This window comes from Sphingomonas cavernae (assembly GCF_003590775.1).
Taxonomy (GTDB): domain Bacteria; phylum Pseudomonadota; class Alphaproteobacteria; order Sphingomonadales; family Sphingomonadaceae; genus Sphingobium_A; species Sphingobium_A cavernae.
Window position 1 is genome coordinate 621,809 of sequence record NZ_QYUM01000004.1, and the last position, 22,471, is coordinate 644,279.

Here is a 22,471-nt window from a genome sequence, read left to right on the forward strand (position 1 = left end):
TCGCTATCGGATTCTCCACCCGGAAAATAGGCGAGAATCACTGCCACATATTTATTATCAGAGCGCGTTATAAAATTTCAAACCCCGACTCCAGCATTGAATCGCGATAGTCCCGGTCCGGCCGCAAAAACCCAAAAAACAGGGGCCGCGGGTGATATCCCGCGACCCCAAATGTGTAGCACAGTTTGCAGGCTTCAGAAGCGCCAGGCGAAGTCGACCACCGCACGATCATCGCGCAGATCGCTGCGTGCGAAGCTGCTCTCGACCCCGGCGCCGAAGGTCACGGGACCGTTGTTGAGCCGCAGCCCGCCCTTGATTTCACCCCATGCCTTGTCGCGTCCTGCAAAGGGTAGCGCAAAGGCCAGCTCGGGAACCGCCGCGAAGCGTACATTGAAAGTGTCCGCGCCGCCGGCAAGCGCGTTGACCCAATCGACTCCGATCTCGGGCGTGAAGGTCCACGCACGGCTGCTGCCGAGCGAACCCGTCATCCGCACGCCGAGCCGGCTCTCGATCCGGTCGATGTCGATATCGTCGACCATCAGCGCCAGCTCGCCGCCGCGTTCGCGGTAACCGCCCATGCTGTAGGAACGATAGGCGAGTTGAGCACGCGGCGTGAGCATAATACCCGTGCCCGTGTCGACGTTCACGCCCAACTCTGCCTGGAGGTCGTAGGTCGTGGCGCTGGTGTCGCCGACGAGATTGCCCGTCGTGAACCCCACCGACGTATTGCGCTGCAGCCCGATGCGGGTGTGCGACACCGCCGCCAGCCCGCCCGCATAGGCGCCGCCACCGAGCCGATAGCTGCCATAGACGGCCGCCTGGTCGGTGATCGCCTCGGTCTCCGAACCGCTGAAGCGGCTGATGCCGTCGACATGGCCGAATGCGGTGCCCAATATGAGCCGGTCATCGAGCGCCATCTCGAGCCCCATCGCCATGTGCCAGCTATCACGACCGCCATCGATCCCGGCTGTCGAGAAGGCCGATGCGCTACGATCGAAACCGCCCGCGACGAAGCCGCTCATGTTCTCGGGCAGGCGGCCCATCTGTCGCGTCTGGGGCGCGAAGCTATTGGCGAAGCTCAACTGCGCCGCAGAGGAGCCCGACAGCGTCTGTCCGGGAACCGACATCACCACTTCGGGAGACCCGATCACGGTGAAGCGTCCACCGCCCGCCGCGCTGGTGCCCAGCATCGATAGCCGTTCTCCGATCACATCGAGCACGATCGAGGACTGCTGCTCGTCGAGCAGGCTTGCCTCATCCGCCACGCGCGGCGAGAGTCCGCGGAAAGTGGCGGCAAGCATTTGCGGTTCCATAAGGTCCACAGCGCCGAACAATCCGTAGAGATTGTTGTACGATGCGCCGCGCAGCTTATCGAGCGCGTTGGCGAAGGCGAGCTCGGTGCCGCCGAAGCCGGCAAGGAAGTCCGAGAACTTGCCCGCCTGAAGCTTGAGCGTCACATCGTTACCGCCATAGGTCAGCACCGGCTTGAGCACGCCAATACCGCCCACGACAGCGTCGAAGGTCCCGTCGACTCCGCCATCGGCCGAAATGATCTGGAAGCTGTCACCCTGTCTCGGCGCGGCACCAAGCAGCGTACGCATGAAGGCGGCAGTGCCGCCCAGCGAGATGATGCCGGTATTGGCTGCATCAGCGACGACCACGATCTTGTCGGTCTTCGGCCTGGACACATCGAAGATCGTCGTCGCCCCGGAAGACAGGATCACGTCACCCGCAATGGTGAGCGTGCCCGCGACGCCCGCGCTGCCGGGTATGACCGCTGCCTGGACGACGGTCAGCCAGGTCGGGTCGATCTTGCCGCCGCCGCTCAATATACCGCTGACGAACAGCGCCTCGCCCGTCGTCAGCGTGCCGTGCACCTCGCTCCAGCCGCTGAACTGCGTATAGTCGCCGAGCACCTTGAGCGAACCCGTCGGCCGGATGCTCAATGCCGCTGCGGAATCGAGCGTCATCCGGTCGATCGTGACCTGGCTGCCGAGCGTCGTGTAGCTCGGGCCCTTCAGTGTCACGTCGTAATAGCGCGCCTTGATTCCCTGCACGGGATTGGCGACGGCGTTGTTTGGCACAAAATTGGTGCTGCCGGGCCCTCCGGGGATGAAGATGCTGTTGGGATCGCCCTCGCCCGGGTCGACGCTCTCGTCGGCGAGGTCGACGCAGTCATCCAGGAAGCAGATCTTGCCGAACTTGACCGTGTCGCCGCTCACGCCAAGCGCGGGCGTGCCCGGCAGCGCGTTGACCAACTGGCCGTTCACGTCGATCGCATAATTGGGATCCATCGACTGAACCCAGTGATTGGGGTCGGTCCAGTTGCCGATCGCCTGCCGATTGGTCGCATAGACATAGCTGTTGTTGGCGACGATCTGATCCCAGAACAGAAACAGCGGCTGGTAGAAGCTGCTGGTGCCATAGGTGGAGAAGGGTTGCGGCCCGAAGAAGCGCGTCCCGCCCGAGAGCACACCAGCCACCACCGGACGGTCGTAACGCTGGTCAACGACCAGCGGCCCGCCTGAGTCTCCGCCCGCGGTGGTGCCTTCGCGCGGGAGCGCCGCACCGTCGAACAGGTCGAAATCGAAATTGCCTGTCGCAGGGTCAAAGGCAGCCTGCCCTGCCGGACTGTCGAAATCGAGCTGATAAAGGCTCTGGGGCAAGCCACTTGGCGCACCGAAAAGGAACTCGTCCAAATCGTCGAGCGAACCGAGGACGGAGAGCATGTTCTCCGCCGCGCGGCGCCGGAAATCGATGCCCTGCGCAGGGTTCGCGCTCGTCCCGCGCGTGCCGTACCCGATGATCTGCGCATGCGTCTCTTCCGTCAGCGGCGTAAAGAGCAGCGTCCAGGTCGGGACATCGAAGGCCGGCGTATCCAGCGTGGCAAGCGCGACATCGGCTTCGAGGAAGCCCGTGGCGAGCGAGCGCGGATCGTACCAGACCTGCTCGGCGTTGAAGATCGCGCGCGACACATCGGTGGCATGCAGCGTCCCGCCGTCAAGGCCCAGCCAGCGGCGCGCTGCCGGGCGATTATTGTCCGAAAAACCGAAACTGATCGCGGTGCCGCCGGTGGCCGAGCCATAGCTGTCGGCCGCCTGATCGTTCACGCAGTGCGCCGCGAAGATCACCGTGCGCGGATTGATCAGCGTGCCGGTGCAAAGCCCGACAAATCCGCCGCCGGCGTCGATGACCATCTGGCCGACCCCGGTCACGCCGCTATCGAGGATCCCCGCGGGCGGTGGAAGGTTGGGGGAAAGATCGTTGCGAATGATGATGTCGGGCGATCGCTGGGCGCTCTCGGGCCGCGGCGGATCCGATGCATTGGCGCTCTGCGCAAGCGCAGGATTGGCGACGGCGATGATTCCAAGCGCCGCTGCCCCCATGAGAATGCGACGCAGAGAACGGACATTCGCTGAAGATGTCATGATAGTCTCCCAGATCGCGGCGAATGCGGCGTCCGGGCAGAGGAATATCCGCCGAACCGACTCGCCAGATGAACGGGAGATTAATCCAAGACGAGGCGTAAGATAGGGCCGCGGACTTGACGAAAATCAAGCAAGCCCTTGTTAAACAATGCGCATCCTTGCCAGGACGAGCGGAACGACAAGGCGCGCGCCGATTATTTCGATATCGAAATGTTATTCATGAACGATTACCCCGGGCCCCATGCGTATTCTTACGGATGGAGCCCGGGTGATCGCCTTGGATCAATTCACGGGAAAACCACGCTTCTTGAGCAGCGCCTTCACATCGGGATCGCGTCCGCGAAACGCACGATAGGCCTCGGCGCGGTCGGTTTCGTTGCCCGTCGACAGCAGCACCTTGCGGAAGCGGTCGGCGGTCGCCTTGTCCCAGACATTGCCGGTCTCTTCGAACGCCGCCCAGGTGTCGGCATCCATCGTTTCGGACCACAGATAACTGTAATAGCCCGCCGAATAAGCGTCGGACGAGAACAGGTGATTGAACTGCGGCAGGCGGTGCCGCATCACCATTTCCTTGGGCATGCCGATCTCGGCCAGCGTCGCCTTCTCGAACGCCTTGGGATCGGTGACGGGCGTGTCGCGATCGTGCAGCTTCATGTCGAGGATCGCCGAGGAGAGATATTCGACGGTCGCGAAACCCTGGTTGAAGGTCGAGGATTTCTCGATCTTGTCGACCAGCGCCTGCGGCATCGGCTCGCCCGTCTTGTAGTGCTTGGCATATTTGTCGAGCACATCGCGCGTCAGCAGCCAATTCTCGTTCACCTGGCTGGGATATTCGACAAAGTCGCGGGGCGTGCCGCCCAGCGCAGGATAATAGACATCCTGCAGGAAGCCGTGGATCGCGTGCCCGAACTCGTGGAAGAGCGTGGTCGCGTCGTCGAGGCTGATCAGCACCGGCTCGCCGGGGGCGCCCTTCACGAAATTATTGTTGTTCGACGCCAGCACATTGCGCGCGCCGCCAAGCCCCTGCTGGCTGCGATAGGTCGTCATCCACGCGCCCGAACGCTTGCCGTTGCGCGCAAAATTGTCGAGATAGAACAGCCCGACATTGGACCCGTCGCGCCGGTCGGTGACGACGAAGGTGCGGACATCGGGATTGAACACGGGCACTTCGCCGGTGTTCTCCTTGAAATCCAGATCGTAGAGACGGCCTGCCGCGTAGAAGGCGGCGCTCACCATGTTGTTTAGCTCGAGATAGGGTTTGATCTCGCCCTCATCGAGATCGTACTTCGCCTTCCTCACCTTCTCGGCATAGAAGCGATAGTCCCAAGGCTCGATCGTGATCTTGGCGCCCTCCCCCTTTCTGGCTTCGGCATCGGCGATAGCCTGCATGTCGGCGACCTCTTCCTTCACGCGCGCGACAGCGGCGGGCCAGACGCGCATCATGAGGTCCGTCGCGCGCGCGGGGTCCTTCGCCATGGTGTCGTCCATGCGGAACCAGGCGTGGTTCTTGAAACCGAGCAGCTTTGCTCGCTCTGCGCGCAGCTTCAGGATCGTCGCGATCGTCGCATTGGTGTCGCTGGCGTCGCCATTGTCGCCGCGCCCCACGAACGCGCGCCACACCTTCTCGCGCAGCGCACGGTTGGTGGCGTTGGACAGCACCGGCTGAACCGAGGAGCGCGTGTTCACCACAACCCATTTTCCGGGCAGCTTGCGTTCGTCCGCGGCCGCCTTCAGCGAGGCCACAAAACTGTCGGGAAGCCCCGCGAGATCAGCCTTGCTATCGATGACGATCCACTTTTCCTCGTCGGCCAGCACCTTGGAACTGAAGTCCGAAAAGGCGACCGAAAGCTGCTGGTTGATCTCGCTGACCTTGGCCTTTTGCGCTACGTCGAGCAGCGCGCCCTGGCGCACGAAGCTCTGATAGTCGCGCTCGACGATACGGATCTGCGCGGGCGTCAGGCCAAGCGACTGCCGCTTGTCATAGACCGCCTTGTGCCGCTGGAAGAGCTTCGGATCGAGGAACAGCTCATCATAGAAGGCCGCGATCTTCGGGCTCCATTCGCGGTCGATCGTCTGCACGTCTCCATTGGACTCATTGCTCTGTTGCACGCCCCAGAGCGAGAAGAGCCGGTCGATCGTGCCACCGGTAAGCTGCATCGCCTCGTTGACGTTCTTGAAGGTCGCGGGCGCCGGATTGTCGCGCACCGCGTGAACCTCCTTGCGCAGTTCGTCCATCGCCGCCGCGAACGCGCCGGGGAACAGGTCGGGCTTCATCTTGTCCCAGGGGGGCACGCCCTCGTAAGGGCCCGTCCATTTCTGAAGCATCGGATTGGATTCGGCCTTGGCGGCCTGGATGCGTTGTTCGGCGTCTTTGGCGAAGGCGGACGTCATGGGAATCGAAACCGCGATCAGCGAAGCGCCGGCGGCGAGCAGGGTGTGGATACGCAAATCATGTCTCCGGAAAATCCGTTCGTGATGGCACGCGTTGCGGCCCCGAAACGGCAACGGCGGACCGGATTTCGACGAAAGCACAATCATTACCGACGAACGACATTTCGTTACAGCGCCGCCAGCACCTCGGCTGCAAACTGGGTAAGCGTATCGTCGCGCGCGCCCATGATGATGATGCGATCACCCGCCTCTGCCAGGGTCACCAGCCGCGCACCCGCGGCAAAGCGTTCGGCGACATGCTCGGCCTGACGGCCCTGCGCCTTGACGCCCGCGATGATGTCGGCGGTTCCAATACTGCGGTCGGTCGTTCCGCCATAATAGACGGGGTCGGGCATGATCAGCACGTCGTCGGCCGCGAGATGCTCGGCAAAGGTCGCGATCAGTTCATCCTTCATCACCTTGAGCGGCCCGTAGCCGTGCGGCTGGAACAGTATGAGCAGTCGCCCGGGAAACGCGTGCAGCGTCGAGAGTGTCGCGGCGATCTTGTCGGGATTGTGCCCGAAATCATCGATCACGGTTACGCCCTTGGCGCTCCCAACGATATCCATTCGTCGCGACAGGCCGGCAAAGCCCCCAATGGCCTCGGCCGCCTGCGCCAGTGAAACGCCGCATGCGCGCACGGCACCGAGCGCCGCAAGCGCGTTGGACACGTTGTGCCGTCCGGGCACGCCGAGCGAAACGCGTACGCTCGTGCCATCGGCCTTCTCGATCGCGGTGAAGGCGATGCCGTCGGGCGCCTCTACAAGGTCCTCGGCGCGCAGATAGGCGTTGCGACGATCGATGCCAAAGCTCAGGACGCGTTCCTCGGGCAGGATCGCCGCCAGCTTCGCCACCTCTTCATTGTCGAGGTTGAGCACCGCGCATTCGGCCTTGCCGATGAAGTTGCCGAACAGGCTGCGCAGCTCCTCCATCGACTTGTGGTCGAGCGAGATGTTGTTGAGCACCGCGATCCGCGGATCGAACAGCGCGATCGATCCGTCGCTCTCGTCGATCTCGCTCACGAAATAGCTGTCGTCGCCCACGAGCGCGCTCGCGAAGGGCGCGTCGTCGCGTGCGAAATTCTTCATCACCGCGCCATTCATCACGGTCGGCCTGCGGCCAATGGTGTGGAGGATCCAGCCGATCATGCCCGTTACCGTCGACTTGCCGCTGGTGCCCGCGACGCCGATGCTTGTCGGCGCGGCGTTGAACAGTTCGGCGAGCAGATCGGCGCGGCGCAATTCCTTTGCGCTCAGCGAACGCGCCTTGATGACGTCGGGAATCGTATCCTCGACCGCGGCCGAGGTGACCAACGTCTGGAAGCCGCTCGTCATCCCGCTGCCGTCCTGCGGGAAGAGTTCGATGCCCTGCGCACGCAGATAGTCGAATTTCGTCGCGATCCGCCCTTGGTCGAGCGCCCGGTCGGAGCCCTTCACCTCTTGCCCCTGCGCGCGCACGATGCTCGCCAGCGGCAGCATCCCGCTGCCGCCGATACCGCAAAAGAAATAGCTTTTGGTCCTGTTCATGGCGGCGGGCTATTGACGGTTTTGACGCAATCGGCAAGCCGGGCGGGATGAGTGCCATGAAAACCACGCGGATCGGCGTTGTCGCGCCAAGCTGCCCTATCGACGGCGATGTGGTCGACCGCGTCACCGCGCGGGCACAGGCGCTCTACGGCGAATCTGCACCCGAGATTCGCTTCCATCCGCAATGCTTCCTGACCCATGGGCATTTCGCCGGAGATGACGAAGCACGCGCGAAAGCCCTGGTCGAATACGCCTCTGATCCCGAGATCGACGCGATCTGGTTCGCGCGCGGGGGCTATGGCTCATGCCGCGTCGTCGAAACCACGCTCCCCCGGCTGGGCGACGCCGCACGCGCCAAACAGTGGCTCGGCTATTCGGACGCGGGCAGCCTGCTCGGCGCACTTTATGCCGCCGGCTTCGCCAATGTCGCGCACGGCCCGATGCCCGCCGATATCCGCCGCGACGGCGGCGAAGCCGCGGTCGATCGCGCGCTTGACTGGCTTGTCGAACGTTCCACCGATGCACTCGAGCCCAATGCCGCCAGGGAACGCGCGGTCGCGTTCAACATGACGATCCTCAGCAATTTGATCGGCACGCCCTTCCAACCCGACCTCACCGATCATGTGCTGATGCTCGAGGAGGTGTCCGAGCATCATTACCGGATCGACCGCACGCTGTTTCACATCACCAGCGATCCGGCGATCCGCCGCGTCGCGGGCATCCGGCTTGGACGCGTCAGCGACGTGATCGAGAATGACCGGTCCTTCGGTTACGAGGTCGACGAGATCGTCGCGCACTGGTGCGCGGTTTCCGGAATCCCCCTGCTCGGCACCGCCAATATCGGCCATGACGTTGAAAACAGGGTGGTTCCCTTCGGCGGCGCGTGATCTGCCTTGGCGGTGGCAATTTTCGTCGCAAGCCGTTATCGGCTGATCGCTTATGGACGTCACCGATCTCCGCATCGCGCTGTTCAGCGGCAACTATAACTATGTCCGGGACGGCGCCAACCAGGCGCTCAACCGCCTTGTCGGCTATCTGCTGCGCCAGGGCGCGCATGTTCGGGTCTATTCGCCGACCGTCGAAGAGCCTGCCTTTGAGCCCATGGGCGATCTGGTCAGCATCCCCTCGATCGCGATTCCCGGCCGCGCGGAATATCGCGCGCCGTTGATGATTCCACCGTCGATCAAGCGCGACATCAAGCGCTTTGGCCCCAACATCTTCCACGTCGCGAGCCCCGAGATGCTCGGCCACCGTGCGGTAACGCTGGCGCACAAGTGGAACAAGCCCGTGGTCGCCTCGGTGCATACGCGCTTCGAAACCTATCTGCGCTATTACGGCCTCGCCTTCATGGAACCGCTCGCACTCGCGATGCTGCGCCGCTTCTACCGCCGCTGCGATGCGATTTTCGCGCCGTCGGATTCGATGGCGCAGCTTCTGCGCGACCAGCGCATGAACTATCATGTCGGCATCTGGTCGCGCGGCATTGATCAGGAAATCTTCAATCCCAATCGGCGCGATATGGCGTGGCGTCGCGAATTGGGCATTGCGGATGACGAGGTCGCGATCGGCTTTGTCGGCCGGCTCGTCATGGAAAAGGGGCTCGACGTCTTTTCGGATGCGATCGACGCGCTGAGGACGCGCGGGGTGAAACATCGCGTACTCATCGTGGGCGAAGGCCCGGCGCGCCCATGGTTTGCGGACCGGCTGCCCTCAGGCATCTTCGCAGGCTTTCAGGCGGGTCCCGATCTGGGCCGCGCGGTCGCCTCGATGGACATGCTGTTCAACCCATCGGTCACCGAAACCTTCGGCAATGTCACGCTCGAAGCGATGGCCACGGGCCTGCCCGTTGTCGCCGCGCGCGCAACAGGCAGCGAAAGCCTCGTTACCGACGGGATCACCGGCCGCCTTGTCCGTCCCGGTGCGATCAAGGACTTTGCCGACGCACTCCAATATTATTGCGAGAACGACACCGTCCGTGCCGCCGCGGGCAAGGCTGGCCAGCAGGTAAGCGATCGCTATGGCTGGGACGCCGTGAACCAGGCGCTGGTCGAAGGCTATCTGCGTGTCATCCGCCAGCGCGAGGCAGGCAGCAGCCCGCCCCGCCCCAGCCCGGTCCCCTGATCAGCTTCTTTGCCAGTCAAAGGCCAGTGGCGCTTCGCGAAAGGCGAAGCGATCGAGATGGTCGGCAACCACCTGCTGCATGCGTCCGAGATCACCGTCCGCAGGGACGCTGACCTCGACACGTAAATGTTCGGGTTCCGCGGTCATCGTCGCCACCGCGCCGGTGGGGAAGTTCACCGTTCCGACTTCGGGAGTGAACTCCACAGGCATCTTGTGTGCCCAGTGCTTGCAGAGCTGCTGGAGATAGCGACTGCCATTGGTGGTGGGAACGCGGGCCGTGCTTGCCGTCATTATTTCAGCCTTTCGATCTTCTGCGCCGCCTCATCGATGAGCGCGGCCACCTGGTGGAGCAGATCGATATCCACTTCCTCCTCGGCAAGCCGGTTCTGGAGCACGCTCTTGAGATTGCCCATCGCGCGCCGAACTGGCGCCGCCTCGGTCCGCGCACGCATCGCGCCCATCTCGGCAAGCCTGGCGAACAGCGCATCGACCTCTTCGCGGCGCTCGTTCAGATGGTCCTCGCCAGCCTTGGTGATCGAGAACAGCTTCTTCGCGCCTTCGGATTTCTCCTCGTCGATCAGGCCCATATCCTCGAGCAGCGTCAGCGTGGGATAGATCACGCCCGGGCTCGGCGCATAGGCGCCGCCCGTCCGTTCCTCGATCTCGCGGATCAGGTCATAGCCGTGCCGCGGCTGCTCGCTGATCAGCTTAAGCAGGACCAGTCGAAGCTCGCCGCCGTCGAACACGCGCCGTCGACCGCGTCCACCGCCACGCTGTTCGCCCCAGCCATGACGGCCCCAGCCGCCTTGCCCGTGCATCGCATGAAATCCGCGCGGCCCGCAGCCGCGCCCGTTAAAAGTAAAAAACATGAGAGAAGTTACCTTTCCGTGAGTCTCTGTGCGTCTAAGATATATCTTGAAACACACTTAACAAGAGGCTGATGCATTTTTTTTCGAGGGCCCTATCTAGGGTGCCCATGGCCGATCTCTTCGCCCCCGCCCCTTCCGAGACCGCAGATGCGGCAAGCGTGCCGCTTGCCGATCGCCTGCGTCCACAACGGCTCGAGGATGTCGTCGGTCAGGAACATCTGACCGGCCCCGAAGGCGCGATCGGCCGGATGGTCGCGGCGGGACGGCTCTCCTCGATGATCCTCTGGGGGCCCCCGGGCACCGGCAAGACTACGATCGCCCGGCTGCTGGCCGATGCCGTGGGCCTGCGCTTCGTCGCGATCTCGGCAGTCTTCTCGGGTGTCGCCGACCTCAAAAAGGCCTTTGCCGAGGCGCGCGAGCATGCGCGCATGGGGCATCGTACGCTGCTGTTCGTTGACGAGATCCATCGCTTCAACCGCGCACAGCAGGACGGCTTTCTTCCCTATGTGGAGGATGGAACGGTGACGCTGGTCGGCGCCACCACCGAAAATCCCAGTTTCGAGCTCAACGCCGCGCTTCTCAGCCGCGCGCAGGTGCTGATCCTCAACCGTCTCGACGGCGCTGCGCTCGAAACGCTGCTCGCACGCGCCGAGGAACTTGAGGACCGCGAAATTCCTCTTACTGCCGACGCACGCGCCGCGATGATCGCAAGCGCCGACGGCGACGGCCGCTTTGTGCTCAACCAGGTCGAAACGCTGTTCTCGGTCCAGATCGACGAGCCGCTCGATCCCGCGGGGCTCGCCGCCTTCCTCCATCGCCGCGTTGCGGTCTATGACAAGGATCGCGAGGGCCACTACAACCTGATCTCCGCACTGCACAAATCACTGCGCGGCTCCGATCCGCAGGCGGCGCTCTACTATCTCGCGCGAATGCTCACCGCGGGCGAGGAGCCGCTTTACGTGCTGCGCCGGCTCGTCCGCTTCGCCTCGGAGGACATCGGCCTTGCCGATCCGCAGGCGCTCGTCCAGTGCCTTGCCGCCAAGGACGCATACGAGTTCCTTGGGTCTCCCGAGGGAGAACTCGCGATTGCGCAGGCGTGCCTCTATCTCGCCACGGCGCCCAAATCGAACGCGGCATACAAGGCGCAAAAGGCGGCATGGAAGTCGGCGCGCGACACCGGATCGCTGATGCCACCCAAAAACATCCTCAACGCGCCCACCAAGCTCATGAAGCAGATCGGTTATGGCAAGGATTATGCCTATGATCATGACGCCGACGAGGGCTTTTCGGGCGACAATTACTGGCCCGAGGAAATGCGGCCGCAGACCTATTACGAGCCGGTGGACCGCGGTTTCGAGAAGCGGATCGGGGAACGATTGGCCTATTGGGAGGAATTGCGTGCAAAGAAGCGTTAGTGTTGCCCTCGCCCTTCTGATCGCCGCGCCCGCCGCGGCCCAACCCAAGGAACCGACCACTTACGACCGCGCGATCGCCGCGGGGTACAAGGCGCTGACCTTGTGCAGCGGCATGTTCAACGGCGGTAGAACACAGGCGCAGATCGAGGCGCTGGAGCTCAAGGGCATTTATCCGCAATATGATGCGCTCCTGCCGACGCTGAAGGCAGAGGTTTCGGAACTTGGCGTCGCCGTCGGTTTTGACGCCATGCTGCCTCCGCGCTTTGCGGGCTGGGCGCCGGGAAGAGGCTGCACCATCGCCCCGATTGGCAGCACGCCCCCAGCGCATCTCGTAACCCTTCGCGAAATGCCCCCGAGCGAGAAGGCCGTCGAACCGCGCTGGCCTCAAGGCGATGCCGGTATCACGGTACGAACCCCCGCCAGACTAGCGGCCGTCGCCCAGCGCGCGTTTGATGAAAAGAGCTATGGCACCGGCACGACGACGGGGCTAGTCGTCGTCCGCAATGGCAGGATCATTGCTGAAAACTATGCCGACGGTTTTGGACCGAAGGTCTCGCAGCGCACCTGGTCGGTTGCAAAGAGCCTGACAGGAACCCTGATCGGCGCAGCCGTCCAAAGGGGCCTGCTATCAGCCGACCAGAAGAGCGGCGTTCCCGAGTGGCAGACCGATGGCGATCCACGCCGGAACATCACGATCGACCAGCTTCTGCGCATGGCGAGCGGGCTGCACAGCGAGACTGCCGGCAACCGCACCGATGCTCTCTATTTCGGCGGGACGACGGTGACGCAGGAAGTGACCGCATGGCCGCTCGACGCAATGCCGGGCACGCGCTTCCGCTATGCGAACAACGACATCGTTCTTGTCATGCGGGCGCTTCGGGCGAAAGCTGGCGACGAAGTCTATGCGACCTTTCCGCAAACGGAATTGTTCGACAAGATCGGCATGACCCGCACCGTCGCCGAAACCGACTGGCAGGGCAATTTCATCCTTTCCAGTCAGGTCTGGTCCACCGCGCGCGACCTTGCGCGTTTCGGACTGCTCTATCTCAATGACGGCGTCTGGAACGACGAGCGCATCCTGCCCGAAGGGTGGGTGAAGTACGTAACCACGCCGTCCGGCCCACAGCCCGAGGGCGAGTTCGGCTATGGCGCCACCTTCTGGCTGATGAGCAAATCGCCCGGCGTCCCGGCCGACACGTTCGCCGCCTTCGGCAATCGCGGGCAATATGTCGTGATCGTTCCCAGCCGCAAGGTCGTGATCGTGCGTCGCGGCGAGGATCCGGCAGGGGCGCGCTTTGACATCGCGCAGTTCACCGCAGACGTGCTGGCGGCGCTCGAATGAAGGACTGGGACGAGGTCGTCGCCGTTGCGTGCGCGCTTCCCGATGTGGAGATGGCGTCCTTTTACGGCGCGCTTTGTCCCAAGGTGAACGGCAAGGCCTTTGTCTCGCCCGGTCGCGAACAGGGCAGCTTCTGCCTGCTCGTCAGCATGGATGAGAAGTTGCTGCTGATGGAAACCGATCCGGCGACCTTCTGGGAAACCGATCACTATCGCAATTATCCCGCCATCCTCGTCCGCTTCGGAACCGACGCGCATGAGCGCATCCGGACCTATATCCAGCGCGCCTGGTGGGACCGCGCCAAAAAGGTGCAGCGTCAGGCATTCGGGGACCGCCCTTGAGCTTCGAGTGGGACGCAGCGATTGCGTTTGCAATGACGCTGCCCGGCGTGACCATGGGCACGGGTGCCAGGGGATCGATCAGCCCACAGGTGCGCGGTCAGCAGATTGTCTCGCAGGGCCGCGCACCCGGCACCTATGTGCTGCGCGCCACCCGCGAGGAGATCGAGATACTCAAGCAGACCGATCCCGCCTGTTTCTGGCAGACGCCGCAATATGAAGGCTGGCCCTGTGTGCTCGTCAACGCCGGCGCTGCCGATCCTGAACGGATGCGGATTCTGATCGAACGCGCCTGGTGGGATCGCGCCTCGAACAATCAGCGGGCGGAGCGCGGTGGCGAACGTCCCTGACCATTTCACGCGCTTTGCGGCCATAGACTGGTCGGGCGCCAAGGGCAGCGCGCATAGGGGCATCGCTCTGGCGCATTGCGAGGCGGGCGACGCCGCGCCCGTGCTGATCGATCCGCCGGGCCGCGCCTGGTCGCGCGAGCGCATAGCCGAATGGATCGAGGCGCGTGCCGATGAGCCGCTTCTGATCGGCTTCGACTTCAGCTTCGCACCGCCACGCATCGCGCGCGGCAGCTACCTGCCCGGCGACACGGTGCCCCAAACCGCCAAGCGCTTCTGGGACTATGTCGATGCGCGCTGCGACGACGCCGATCTGGGGGCCGCGAGCTTTCTCGAGTCGCATCATCGCCGCCATTTCTATTTCGGCGCCGCCGACGGTCGAAAGGCCGACTATATGCATCTGCGCACCTGCGAAGCGCATTATAATGCAGGCGGCGGCGGCAAGCCCTCGACCGTCTATGACGCGATCGGCGCTGCCCAGGTGGCCAAGGCCAGCTTCGCGGGCATGCGCACGCTGGCACGCCTCAGCCGCACCCTGCCCGTCTGGCCGTTCGATCCTGCGCCCGCGCGTGGCGCGCTCGTTGTCGAGATCTACACCGCGATAGCCGCGCGGGCCGCCGGGCTGGGCAAGGGGCTGAGCAAAATCCGCACGCCCGACGCGCTCGACGCCGCGCTGGCAAGCTTCGGCTCCGCGCCCCATATCCCGCTTGCCCGCTACGACGATCATGCGACCGACGCGATCCTCGCCGCAGCGTGGCTGCGCGTCAGCGCGAAGAACCCGGCGCTGTGGCAGCCGACGCCACTCAATCAAGAGATCGCGCGTTCGGAGGGCTGGACCTTTGGCGTGGTTTGAAGCATTGGAGCGATCCGGGCCGGATTAGCACAGTGGTAGTGCAGCGGTTTTGTAAACCGAAGGTCGGGGGTTCGAATCCCTCATCCGGCACCACCCCTCTCCAAGGCGCTTAGAACCTTGGAACACACTGGAAAAACAAGGCTTTCTACGGTCGCCTGCTACAATCGTAGCAGCGAAGGAACGATCAATGTGCAGATACCTCCACGGCCCTCGGGACAATGGCATGTACTATTTCCGCAGGCCGACCCCAGAGGCGCTGAGGCCGATCATCGACAAGCGGGAGTTCTTCTTCTCCCTCAGGACTAAGGACAAGGACGCAGCCAAGCGCCTGTTACCGTATCATGAGATTGAGACGCAGCGGGAACTGGATGCAGTTCAGGCCGAGCTTGCTGTCCGAGAGGTCGCTGCCCTTCCCGTAGCCACACCCTCTCCGGCGCAGCTAGACGCCGAGCGGGCGCAAGCCGATTGGGAGGAGGAGAACGCCGCCTTTTGGGTGCAGTTCACTCAGGAGCAAGAGGCGCAAAAGGCGCGGCAGGCAGCCCGCCAACCGCACAAGGAAGCGTGGGAAAGAAGGGCGCGCGGTTCCACAGCGGAGATGCGCCCCGGCGATGCCGCCATTGTCGATCTACTGAGGGAGGCGCGTAGGGATAGCCATCCGGGAATGTTACCTCCAAGCGGCCGGTGGGATAACGCCTTACCGATAACTGCCCAAACTCTGCGGCGATGAACTTACCTTCCCGCTCCGCCTTCTTGCGGGCAAGCAGGTCTAAGTGTCCGTCCTTGCTGCGCGAGACGATAGGCGACACTCCCGCCTTCACGCGCTCGAAGTTCTCGCCGCCGCGCCTCAGGTGACAGCCGTAGCAGGACCGATCGCGGGTCCGCTTCTTGAAGCTGCCGCACTTGGCGCAGGGGCGCTCCAAGGCGATGTAGAAGGGCACGCCGTCGAGAAAGGCCGAGAACCGATCGGCGCTCGACACACGCACTCTCAGCGCCTCCAGAAAGCCATGGTCGGCTTGGCAGAGCCGCCGCTGACGGGCGTCCAGCTTGTCGGCGCGCGGCTGGCGATGATGGAGGGTAAAGCGAGCGTCCGCCCGAGGCCCGACGCGCCTATTTTGTCCCATTTCTATGTCTCTTCTACGAAGTAGAAGAAGAGAGGTTGCCCGCTACCATCATGGCTCGCAGTGCATCGACCTGTAGCTTGCGTCGCCGAACAGTCCTACGCGCTCGATCTCCCCGTTAGTCGCCCAGCGCGCCGAACCATAGGTGGTGACATGCCGGGCTTGGCGCGCGCGCCAGAGCGAACCGGTAATGGCGGCGGCACAACCGAGAAAGCCACTGGCGCCGGCGAGTGTCCCCGCCTTGTCGAAGACATGCGGCGCGTACGCCTCGTAATGATACCACCACGGAAAGATCGCCCACGGCCGATAGACCGGCAGTTCGCCAAGCGCGAACCAGGGAGGGCCGAGCTTTGCCTGATAGCCAAGCATCGCGGCCGTCCATTGGGTCGCCGTCCACACGCCGACGATAACGATGCCGAAGATGACGAGGATCTGACCTATCAGCAGCTTGGTGGGCGTCAACACGGCTCTCCCGCCAGACACCGGATGCGTCCAGGTTCAAGCCGCGATCATCAGGCCGGCGCCCCGAACCTCATATGGCGGTCTTGAGGCGCCAAGGCGCGCCATGAAGCAGCTCGCTACCTGAGCGGGAGCTATGTGTTTGGTCCCGCGGAGTGGTGATACGGATCGATTTTGAATCGATCGGGCTCTTCTGTCCAGATGCGAGCGACGTATTCGAAGGGGGTTAGGCCACGTAGCGTCTTGAGCCGGCGGGCGTGATTGTAGGCATCGATGAAGAGCCGGAGATGCTGTCGGAGCTGGTCGTGGCTGTCGTAATGGTAGCGCTTGACGGTGGCGTCCTTGATCGTCCGGTTCATCCGTTCGACCTGCCCGTTGGTCCACGGATGGTTCGGCTTGGTCAGCCGGTGCTCGATCTCGTGACGCCAGCAAGCGCGATCGAAGGGGTGGCCGCGCCAGCGGGCGGTCGGGCCATCGCGGTTCTTCGGCAGGTCGGCAAACTGGATGCCGTTATCGGTCAGCACCGTGTGGATGTCGTAGGGTACGGCCTCGACCAGTTCGTCGAGGAAAGCGGCGGCCGTAACTGTGTTCGCCTTGTCCGCCAGCCTGGCAAAGGCGAGCTTCGAGGTGCGATCGATCGCAACGAAGAGGTAAAGCTTGCCCTCCTCGGTGCGGACCTCGGCAATGTCGATGTGGAAGTAACCGATCGGGTAGGCATTGAACTTCTTCTTCGCCGGCCCTTCGACTTCGCTCAGGAGAGCCTTGTCGCCCTCGATCTCCGGCAGCCGGCTGATGCCATGGCGCTGCAGGCAGCGGTGGAGTGCTGAACGGGTGAGGTGCGGGATCGTCGGCTGCAAGCCGTAAAGGCAGTCGTCGAGCGGCAGCAGCGTGTGGCGCCGGAACGCCACAATCATCGCCTCTTCTTTTATCGTCAGTACAGTGGAATGAATGGCCTTCGGCCCCATCGGCGCGTCCGCAACGCTCGTCCGCTTGCGCCACTTCTGGACCGTGGTCGGGCTGATGCCGTGACGCTTGGCCAGCGCCCTCACGCTCTCTTCACTCCGCTGTATCGCTCGACGGACCGCCTCAGTCGTTCGGGCGCTGCCGTGTAAAATCTGCCCCATAGCTCCTCCCGCCAGATAGGATGATTATCCGTATCACCACTCCGCGGGACCAAACACCTAGCGTCCATGCCGGTCGTTCGACCGCTCTGCCGAATGTCTACAAGCGATCGTTCCTCTGGGTATCGCCAGCCAACCGAGATTGTTCGAAATGTCGGTTGCCGACAGTCTGGAATTGAGGGCCATCGAGGAAGCGGTCGTTCATTCAGGTCGACAATCAACGCCGCGGTTTTGTCCGCTTCGTCGACGATCCGGACAGTCAGCAATGGGACAGCGATCGAGGTAAGCCGACGTTCGTTCAGGTCGGATGCGCACGTCACCCTCCGTCGGATGTCCAGAAAGTCCGGTTTTGCGAGGAAATTTACCAAGCCGGACGTTGGACGCGTTTGGCCTCAAACTGCGGCGGCAGCAAACATCGGCTCATTTTCTGAAGAGGTGGATAAGGATATCGTCGTCAAAGAAACTACCTCGCTTTCACGACGAAATAAAGCCTCTGGCCTTCAACCAGGTTACGAACTCAAGATTCGCATCTGTGCTTGCGATCCTCGGCGTAATGCCGCCGCATCATCAAGCCTCCATCCCAACGGGAAGCCTGAATCACGCTGACCCGCAAATCTCAAGCCGGTTTATGAGTTCGCGCCCTAGTCCCGCGGTTCTTCTGACGAAGCGGCTGTCTGTGAGCCGAGAGCAGACATCTCACAATTCGACTGTGAAGCCTCCAAATCACTCTACGGAGTCACCACATTAGCTAGCCCACTACCGCGCGAGGATGCGATTTCGTGACGACTCGCAACCGTTGCCGGTAAAGCTTGCTCATCTAAGGCCCTTACGGCTTGCAGAACTACAGATGTGGATTGGACACCTTTCAGACTTAATTTTATGCGCTTTGCTTCGTCCTCGTAATTTGCGCCCATTTTTTTCACTCCTTCTAAAATTTGCTCGGCATCTGGTCTTCTAATGTCGAAGACGTAATCCTGCTGTTGAAAGAGGGCCGCAAGGTCAGTATATTTGCTGGCCCACCCGAGTATGACTGCAGGGACACCACTTCGGTAAGCGAACACCACAGAGTGATAGCGCGATGCGACTACAAACTTAAATCGAGCAATGATATCTATAAGCTCTGGACTTGAATATTCTCCAGAAATTAGGCGCACCTTTTGGCTATTATTTACTCTTTTAAGGACTTGCTTAACAAGATCTGTGTCGGCGGTGGCCGTGTTAAGAATGTACACCTGCTCATCACTCTCGAGCAATTGCTCAAGCATTCTCGCATACAGGTCGATGACTGCAGAAGCGTCACCAATTCTAAACACGTTTTTATTTATGATGAAACCAACGGAGTTTTGTTTCGGATAAATCTTTTCGTTGTCCTTATATTCCGCACAGATTTGGCAGGTTTTTGGAAAAATCTTTTCTCTAATCACCATGTCAGCCGATAATTCAACATTACGCAGCCCAAGAGACGTAAGACATTCATACCCTTCGCGCTCGCGCGCGTATATCTTTATGGGGTACGACAACTCTTTCTTCACATCATCAGTAAAGTCAGAGTCATCTTTCTCTCCCCAGTCAAATGGACCGAAGCTTTGCGGCATCAATATTATCTTCTTGTCATAGCGCCTAGCTATTCTAATTGTATCGAGTAATATCCTGCCGCTTTTCTTGGGCCATCCGGAGCCAAGCGTGTAGCCACTTGCGTCAAAGATAGCATCCGCTTTTAGCAATGCATTTCTCATCTTCGGAATTTTATTGTGCCATTTACCGCTTTTTCTCAGACGGGCGACAAAGTGCGTTAATATAGGCACTAGAAACGGCACTTTGTGCAACCCATATTTGAGAACATTACGCGTATAGTCGTCATATGGAAATAGCGGAAACGTATATTGCTCGGGAGAGTCATATCTGTCCGCGAAACCAATTACTTCACACTCGCCGTAGATGGATTTCAGGGAATAGCTAAGGGAAAGAAACATTGCCTGAGAGCCTTTGTTTCTCATCTGGATTCCGGTAATGATGAACACTTTCATAATGCCTGACCTCCCCCTTGATAATTGATCCGTTTCGGCACGTCAGTAAAAGTCGTTTCTTGCTTCATCGGTCCCGTCGATTCGTACCAGCGGCTCAGCGACTGACCACTCATCTGCTCTAGTGCTTCAATAGAGGGAGCGTAATAATCGTTCAGGCGCTTTCGCAGCTCGTCTGTTAGCAATGGATACTGGGGCTTGCGTGCAATTAACTTACGAATGGCCTCGAACGCGAAGGTGCCTCGTAGGGGGCGGGCAATCGGTTTCATCCAAGCAAGGCGCTTGCTCAATCCGGCGGGCACTACCGGCACCGTCTTGTCCTTCACCTTTTCTTGTCCATCTGGTGCGAGAGGGCGTGGCGGCAAGCCCAGGTGAGCCCGGGCCCGTGACATCTGCGTTTCAGGGTCGTCCAACACGCCCTCGAAAAACAGGATAAGAAGTGCCTCGCGTCCAAAGATGTCGATATAAGACTGCAGGTGCGACGCGAAATTGCCGGCGACCAGGAACCGCAAATTCTCCCCCAATGAGGGATCGAGGTAGTTCCCTATATCCCCTCCCACCTCGCCACGTCTGAAAAGCATGCAGTAGTCAGAATATGCCCGCTCCACGGGGTTGCGTAGCTGTACGATTAGTTTCGCATGGGGCAGGTGTCGGTGGAGGCGGACCGCTGCTTCGGGCTCGTAGAGATAAGAATTGGATTTCTCGCCAACGGTTCTACCGAACCCCTCCTCGGTGAACTGCGAGAGATACCAATCTTCTCCTCGGCTGTAATTCCTGGAGAAAAAGTGCAGCTCCGGATCAGGCATGTAAACTGCCGGGTCCGACTGTAGCTGTGTCTGAAGCCAGGTGGTCGCCGACTTCGCGGCCCCAATAATGATGAAGTCGATGTTATCAAATTGCATTGGATTCTCGCGCCTCCGCTTAATGCGCGGGTACAGGGAGCGGTGTACATCGATGATACCGCGCAAATGGGACTCGGGTTTGTAGGTGGAGATGGCTCCGCCAATCGCGACAGGGTTTGAACCAGACATTTCCCGCCGGACATTCGAACGGGACTTGCCGACGCTCACAGCTCTGTCGAAGCGGCCGCGTTTGTCGCGCTGTGCATACCCGACGTTTTTTATCGATGATCGCCGAATAGCGACGCATACAAGCCTCCCAAACCGCTTGGGACAACATAGGTAAGCGGCGCTCCAAATAAGAAATGTTCTTTCGGCTTAGATCCGATGCGTTCGTCAAGGGTCTTTCACCCGCCAGAACAGACACGCGCGAGATCGCAAAAAGCAGGCAACTTTGTCAGCGAGGCTATGTGGCAAATCCCATAAGCGGCCAGTCCGCTTGCCACGACTAAATTGACGTTCCTGCGTCCTGCGCGTCGCCTGAAAGCAGTCGTGCCTTCCAATCTGAATGAGTGGCACTTTTCGGGAGCCGACAAACGCCCCTCGAACGTCGGAAATGTGGGCGGTTGCTGCCAATCAGCGACGTCGCTTCCAACGTCCGCTATTTTATTTCGCCCTGTCGCCCGAACGAGGACCGAGCGACAAAGGAAAAACATACCAACCAGGTTGAACGGATTCTCGCAAAGCCAGCTTCAGGATATGCGTGCCGAACAAATGGCCTCCACCATGGCGGCGGCGGCATCAGCCTGCTCGAGCGAAGCCTCCTGCACGAGCGTTCGCCAGGTGTGAAAGCTCAGCGCCAGGAGGAGCAGTGCATGGTCACGGGCATCGAGCTCGGCACCCAGGATTTCACGATAGGCCGCCATTGCCGGCCAGAACCGCAGTTCGTTGATTTCTCGCGTCGGCGCGTGATGTTCGCTGTCACGCAGCGTGCAGGCGAGGACCGCGGCATTGCGCGCGTACCAGCCATAAATCGCGCCAAGACCGGTGCGAACGCGTTCGCGCGGATCTTGTATCGCGCGCCACGGCTCGGGGTTCGGCAGCGGATCCCGCTCGAGCACATGCCCCGAGCAAGCGAGCAGCACGCTCCACTCGTCCGGAAAATGCGCATAAAGCGTATGGCGCTGGACGCCGGCGCGTTCGGCCAACATGCTGACCGTTGTGCGCGCGGGACCGACCGTGCTGTGCAGTTCGACGGCCGCCTCGACGATGCGCCGTCGCGTCTCGGCTTGCTGTTCGGCGCGGCGTTTCAAGGTGTAGCTTCGGGCCATATAATTCCAGTGCACATCATCGTGCATTCATAATTGACTCACTCCTTCAATTTGAATACACAGCATTGCATTGTCAAACTTGAGGACGGGGAAACGTCCATGGAAACCAGGATCGACGAGATCGCCAACGCCATCTTCCGGTTCTCGACATTCGTGCCGGAGATCGAGGCGCCGGCCGGTCTCACCTTCAACCAGTTCCTCGTGCTGGGAGATGAGCCGCTTCTGTTTCATACCGGGCCACGACGGCTCTTTCCGCTCGTGCGAGACGCGGTGAGCCGCCTCATGCCAGTAGAAAGGCTCCGGTGGATTACGTTCGGCCATTATGAAGCGGACGAATGCGGATCGATGAATGAATGGCTCGCCGTCGCACCACGGGCGGAGGTGGCGCATGGGATGACCGGCTGCAATGTATCCCTGATTGACATGGCCGATCGCACACCGCGTGTGCTTGCGGATGGCGAAATCATCGACCTCGGTTCCAGGCGGGTGCGCTATCTCGACACGCCGCATGTACCGCACGGATGGGAAGCTGGGCTGATCTTCGAGGAGACAACCGACACGCTGCTATGTGGCGATCTCTTTACCCAATATGGCAATGGCCCGGCCTTGACCGAAGGCGACATCGTCGGGCCCGCCATAGCGGCCGAGGACACGGCCTGCTTTTCGGCGCTGAATCCCGGCATGGGCGCGACGATCCGCCGACTTGCCGCGCTGACACCGAGAACGCTGGCGCTGATGCACGGACCGTCGTTTGCGGGCGACTCGCCCGCGGCTCTCGCGGCCCTCGCTGACGATTATGACCGCCGCGTCCGCCTCGCCGCGCAAGAGGTCGGCTTGTGACGCTCCCACCTGCTGATCAGGTGCAATGCTCTCGGCGAGATCATCCATCTTCACATATAGGGGCGATATAAGG

The 22,471-nt window shown here is 61.5% G+C and carries 19 protein-coding genes, 1 tRNA gene and 1 pseudogene; 10 read left to right on the forward strand and 11 right to left on the reverse strand.

Annotated features, from left to right (window positions below; genetic code table 11):
- Positions 1-194: 194 nt before the first annotated feature.
- From D3876_RS18300 to D3876_RS18310, 3 genes are all read right to left on the reverse strand, one after another.
- On the reverse strand, positions 195-3,428 hold the full coding sequence (locus tag D3876_RS18300; protein WP_119764953.1) for an autotransporter domain-containing protein: 3,234 nt from the start codon (positions 3,426-3,428) through the stop codon (positions 195-197).
- Between the two features lie 282 nt (positions 3,429-3,710).
- On the reverse strand, positions 3,711-5,876 hold the full coding sequence (locus tag D3876_RS18305; RefSeq protein WP_338014345.1) for a M3 family metallopeptidase: 2,166 nt from the start codon (positions 5,874-5,876) through the stop codon (positions 3,711-3,713).
- Between the two features lie 110 nt (positions 5,877-5,986).
- Complete coding sequence (locus tag D3876_RS18310; protein ID WP_119764955.1) at positions 5,987-7,384, reverse strand: UDP-N-acetylmuramate--L-alanine ligase; 1,398 nt, start codon at positions 7,382-7,384, stop codon at positions 5,987-5,989.
- A 56-nt stretch (positions 7,385-7,440) separates the two neighbouring features.
- Here D3876_RS18310 and D3876_RS18315 point away from each other — a divergent pair, with 56 nt between their 5' ends.
- The gene (locus D3876_RS18315) at positions 7,441-8,271 is read left to right on the forward strand and encodes an LD-carboxypeptidase (protein WP_119764957.1); all 831 of its coding nucleotides are present in this window, start codon (positions 7,441-7,443) and stop codon (positions 8,269-8,271) included.
- 52 nt (positions 8,272-8,323) lie between these two features.
- A complete protein-coding gene (locus D3876_RS18320; protein ID WP_119764959.1) occupies positions 8,324-9,505 on the forward strand; it encodes a glycosyltransferase family 4 protein in 1,182 nt (393 codons plus the stop codon).
- On the opposite strand, the gene D3876_RS18325 is transcribed toward D3876_RS18320, so the two are convergent.
- Entirely contained in the window at positions 9,506-9,796 is a 291-nt protein-coding gene (locus D3876_RS18325) for a DUF2218 domain-containing protein (RefSeq protein WP_119764961.1), read from the reverse strand.
- Positions 9,796-10,323: a PadR family transcriptional regulator gene (locus tag D3876_RS18330; RefSeq protein WP_238475441.1), complete on the reverse strand. Its 528-nt coding sequence runs from the start codon at positions 10,321-10,323 to the stop codon at positions 9,796-9,798. Before D3876_RS18330 ends, D3876_RS18325 begins: the two co-directional genes overlap by 1 nt.
- Before the next feature lie 158 nt (positions 10,324-10,481).
- Here D3876_RS18330 and D3876_RS18335 point away from each other — a divergent pair, with 158 nt between their 5' ends.
- The 7 genes and pseudogenes from D3876_RS18335 to D3876_RS21265 all read left to right on the forward strand — a co-directional run.
- Positions 10,482-11,789 carry a replication-associated recombination protein A gene (locus D3876_RS18335; protein ID WP_119764965.1) on the forward strand — a complete coding sequence of 436 codons (1,308 nt, stop codon included), beginning with the start codon at positions 10,482-10,484 and terminating at the stop codon, positions 11,787-11,789.
- Positions 11,773-13,131 carry a serine hydrolase domain-containing protein gene (locus D3876_RS18340; protein WP_119764967.1) on the forward strand — a complete coding sequence of 453 codons (1,359 nt, stop codon included), beginning with the start codon at positions 11,773-11,775 and terminating at the stop codon, positions 13,129-13,131. The genes D3876_RS18335 and D3876_RS18340 overlap by 17 nt, the downstream gene beginning before the upstream one ends.
- Positions 13,128-13,469, forward strand: coding sequence for an MmcQ/YjbR family DNA-binding protein (locus D3876_RS18345; RefSeq protein ID WP_119764969.1), 342 nt, complete (start codon positions 13,128-13,130; stop codon positions 13,467-13,469). Before D3876_RS18340 ends, D3876_RS18345 begins: the two co-directional genes overlap by 4 nt.
- Positions 13,466-13,816 carry a hypothetical protein gene (locus D3876_RS18350; protein WP_119764971.1) on the forward strand — a complete coding sequence of 117 codons (351 nt, stop codon included), beginning with the start codon at positions 13,466-13,468 and terminating at the stop codon, positions 13,814-13,816. The genes D3876_RS18345 and D3876_RS18350 overlap by 4 nt, the downstream gene beginning before the upstream one ends.
- A complete protein-coding gene (locus D3876_RS18355) occupies positions 13,800-14,666 on the forward strand; it encodes a hypothetical protein (RefSeq protein WP_119764973.1) in 867 nt (288 codons plus the stop codon). The genes D3876_RS18350 and D3876_RS18355 overlap by 17 nt, the downstream gene beginning before the upstream one ends.
- Positions 14,667-14,684: 18 nt before the next feature.
- Positions 14,685-14,759 (forward strand) — tRNA-Thr (locus D3876_RS18360).
- A gap of 130 nt (positions 14,760-14,889) precedes the next feature.
- A pseudogene (locus D3876_RS21265) lies at positions 14,890-15,030 on the forward strand (DUF6538 domain-containing protein); the annotation flags it as partial.
- 136 nt (positions 15,031-15,166) lie between these two features.
- On the opposite strand, the gene D3876_RS20300 reads toward D3876_RS21265, so the two are convergent.
- The 6 genes from D3876_RS20300 to D3876_RS18395 form a co-directional block, all read right to left on the reverse strand.
- The gene (locus tag D3876_RS20300; protein WP_147417689.1) at positions 15,167-15,649 is read right to left on the reverse strand and encodes a hypothetical protein; all 483 of its coding nucleotides are present in this window, start codon (positions 15,647-15,649) and stop codon (positions 15,167-15,169) included.
- 186 nt (positions 15,650-15,835) lie between these two features.
- Entirely contained in the window at positions 15,836-16,246 is a 411-nt protein-coding gene (locus tag D3876_RS18375; protein ID WP_476661962.1) for a hypothetical protein, read from the reverse strand.
- A gap of 131 nt (positions 16,247-16,377) precedes the next feature.
- Positions 16,378-17,367, reverse strand: coding sequence for an IS481 family transposase (locus tag D3876_RS18380; RefSeq protein ID WP_119764979.1), 990 nt, complete (start codon positions 17,365-17,367; stop codon positions 16,378-16,380).
- A 725-nt stretch (positions 17,368-18,092) separates the two neighbouring features.
- Positions 18,093-19,391 carry a polysaccharide pyruvyl transferase family protein gene (locus D3876_RS18385; protein WP_119764981.1) on the reverse strand — a complete coding sequence of 433 codons (1,299 nt, stop codon included), beginning with the start codon at positions 19,389-19,391 and terminating at the stop codon, positions 18,093-18,095.
- The gene (locus tag D3876_RS18390; RefSeq protein WP_220475483.1) at positions 19,388-20,458 is read right to left on the reverse strand and encodes a sulfotransferase family protein; all 1,071 of its coding nucleotides are present in this window, start codon (positions 20,456-20,458) and stop codon (positions 19,388-19,390) included. Before D3876_RS18390 ends, D3876_RS18385 begins: the two co-directional genes overlap by 4 nt.
- A gap of 521 nt (positions 20,459-20,979) precedes the next feature.
- On the reverse strand, positions 20,980-21,540 hold the full coding sequence (locus tag D3876_RS18395; RefSeq protein ID WP_220475484.1) for a TetR/AcrR family transcriptional regulator: 561 nt from the start codon (positions 21,538-21,540) through the stop codon (positions 20,980-20,982).
- A gap of 51 nt (positions 21,541-21,591) precedes the next feature.
- On the opposite strand from D3876_RS18395, the gene D3876_RS18400 reads away from it, so the two are divergent.
- Positions 21,592-22,398 carry an oxygen-binding di-iron domain-containing protein gene (locus tag D3876_RS18400; protein ID WP_238475442.1) on the forward strand — a complete coding sequence of 269 codons (807 nt, stop codon included), beginning with the start codon at positions 21,592-21,594 and terminating at the stop codon, positions 22,396-22,398.
- The last annotated feature ends 73 nt before the right edge of the window (positions 22,399-22,471 follow it).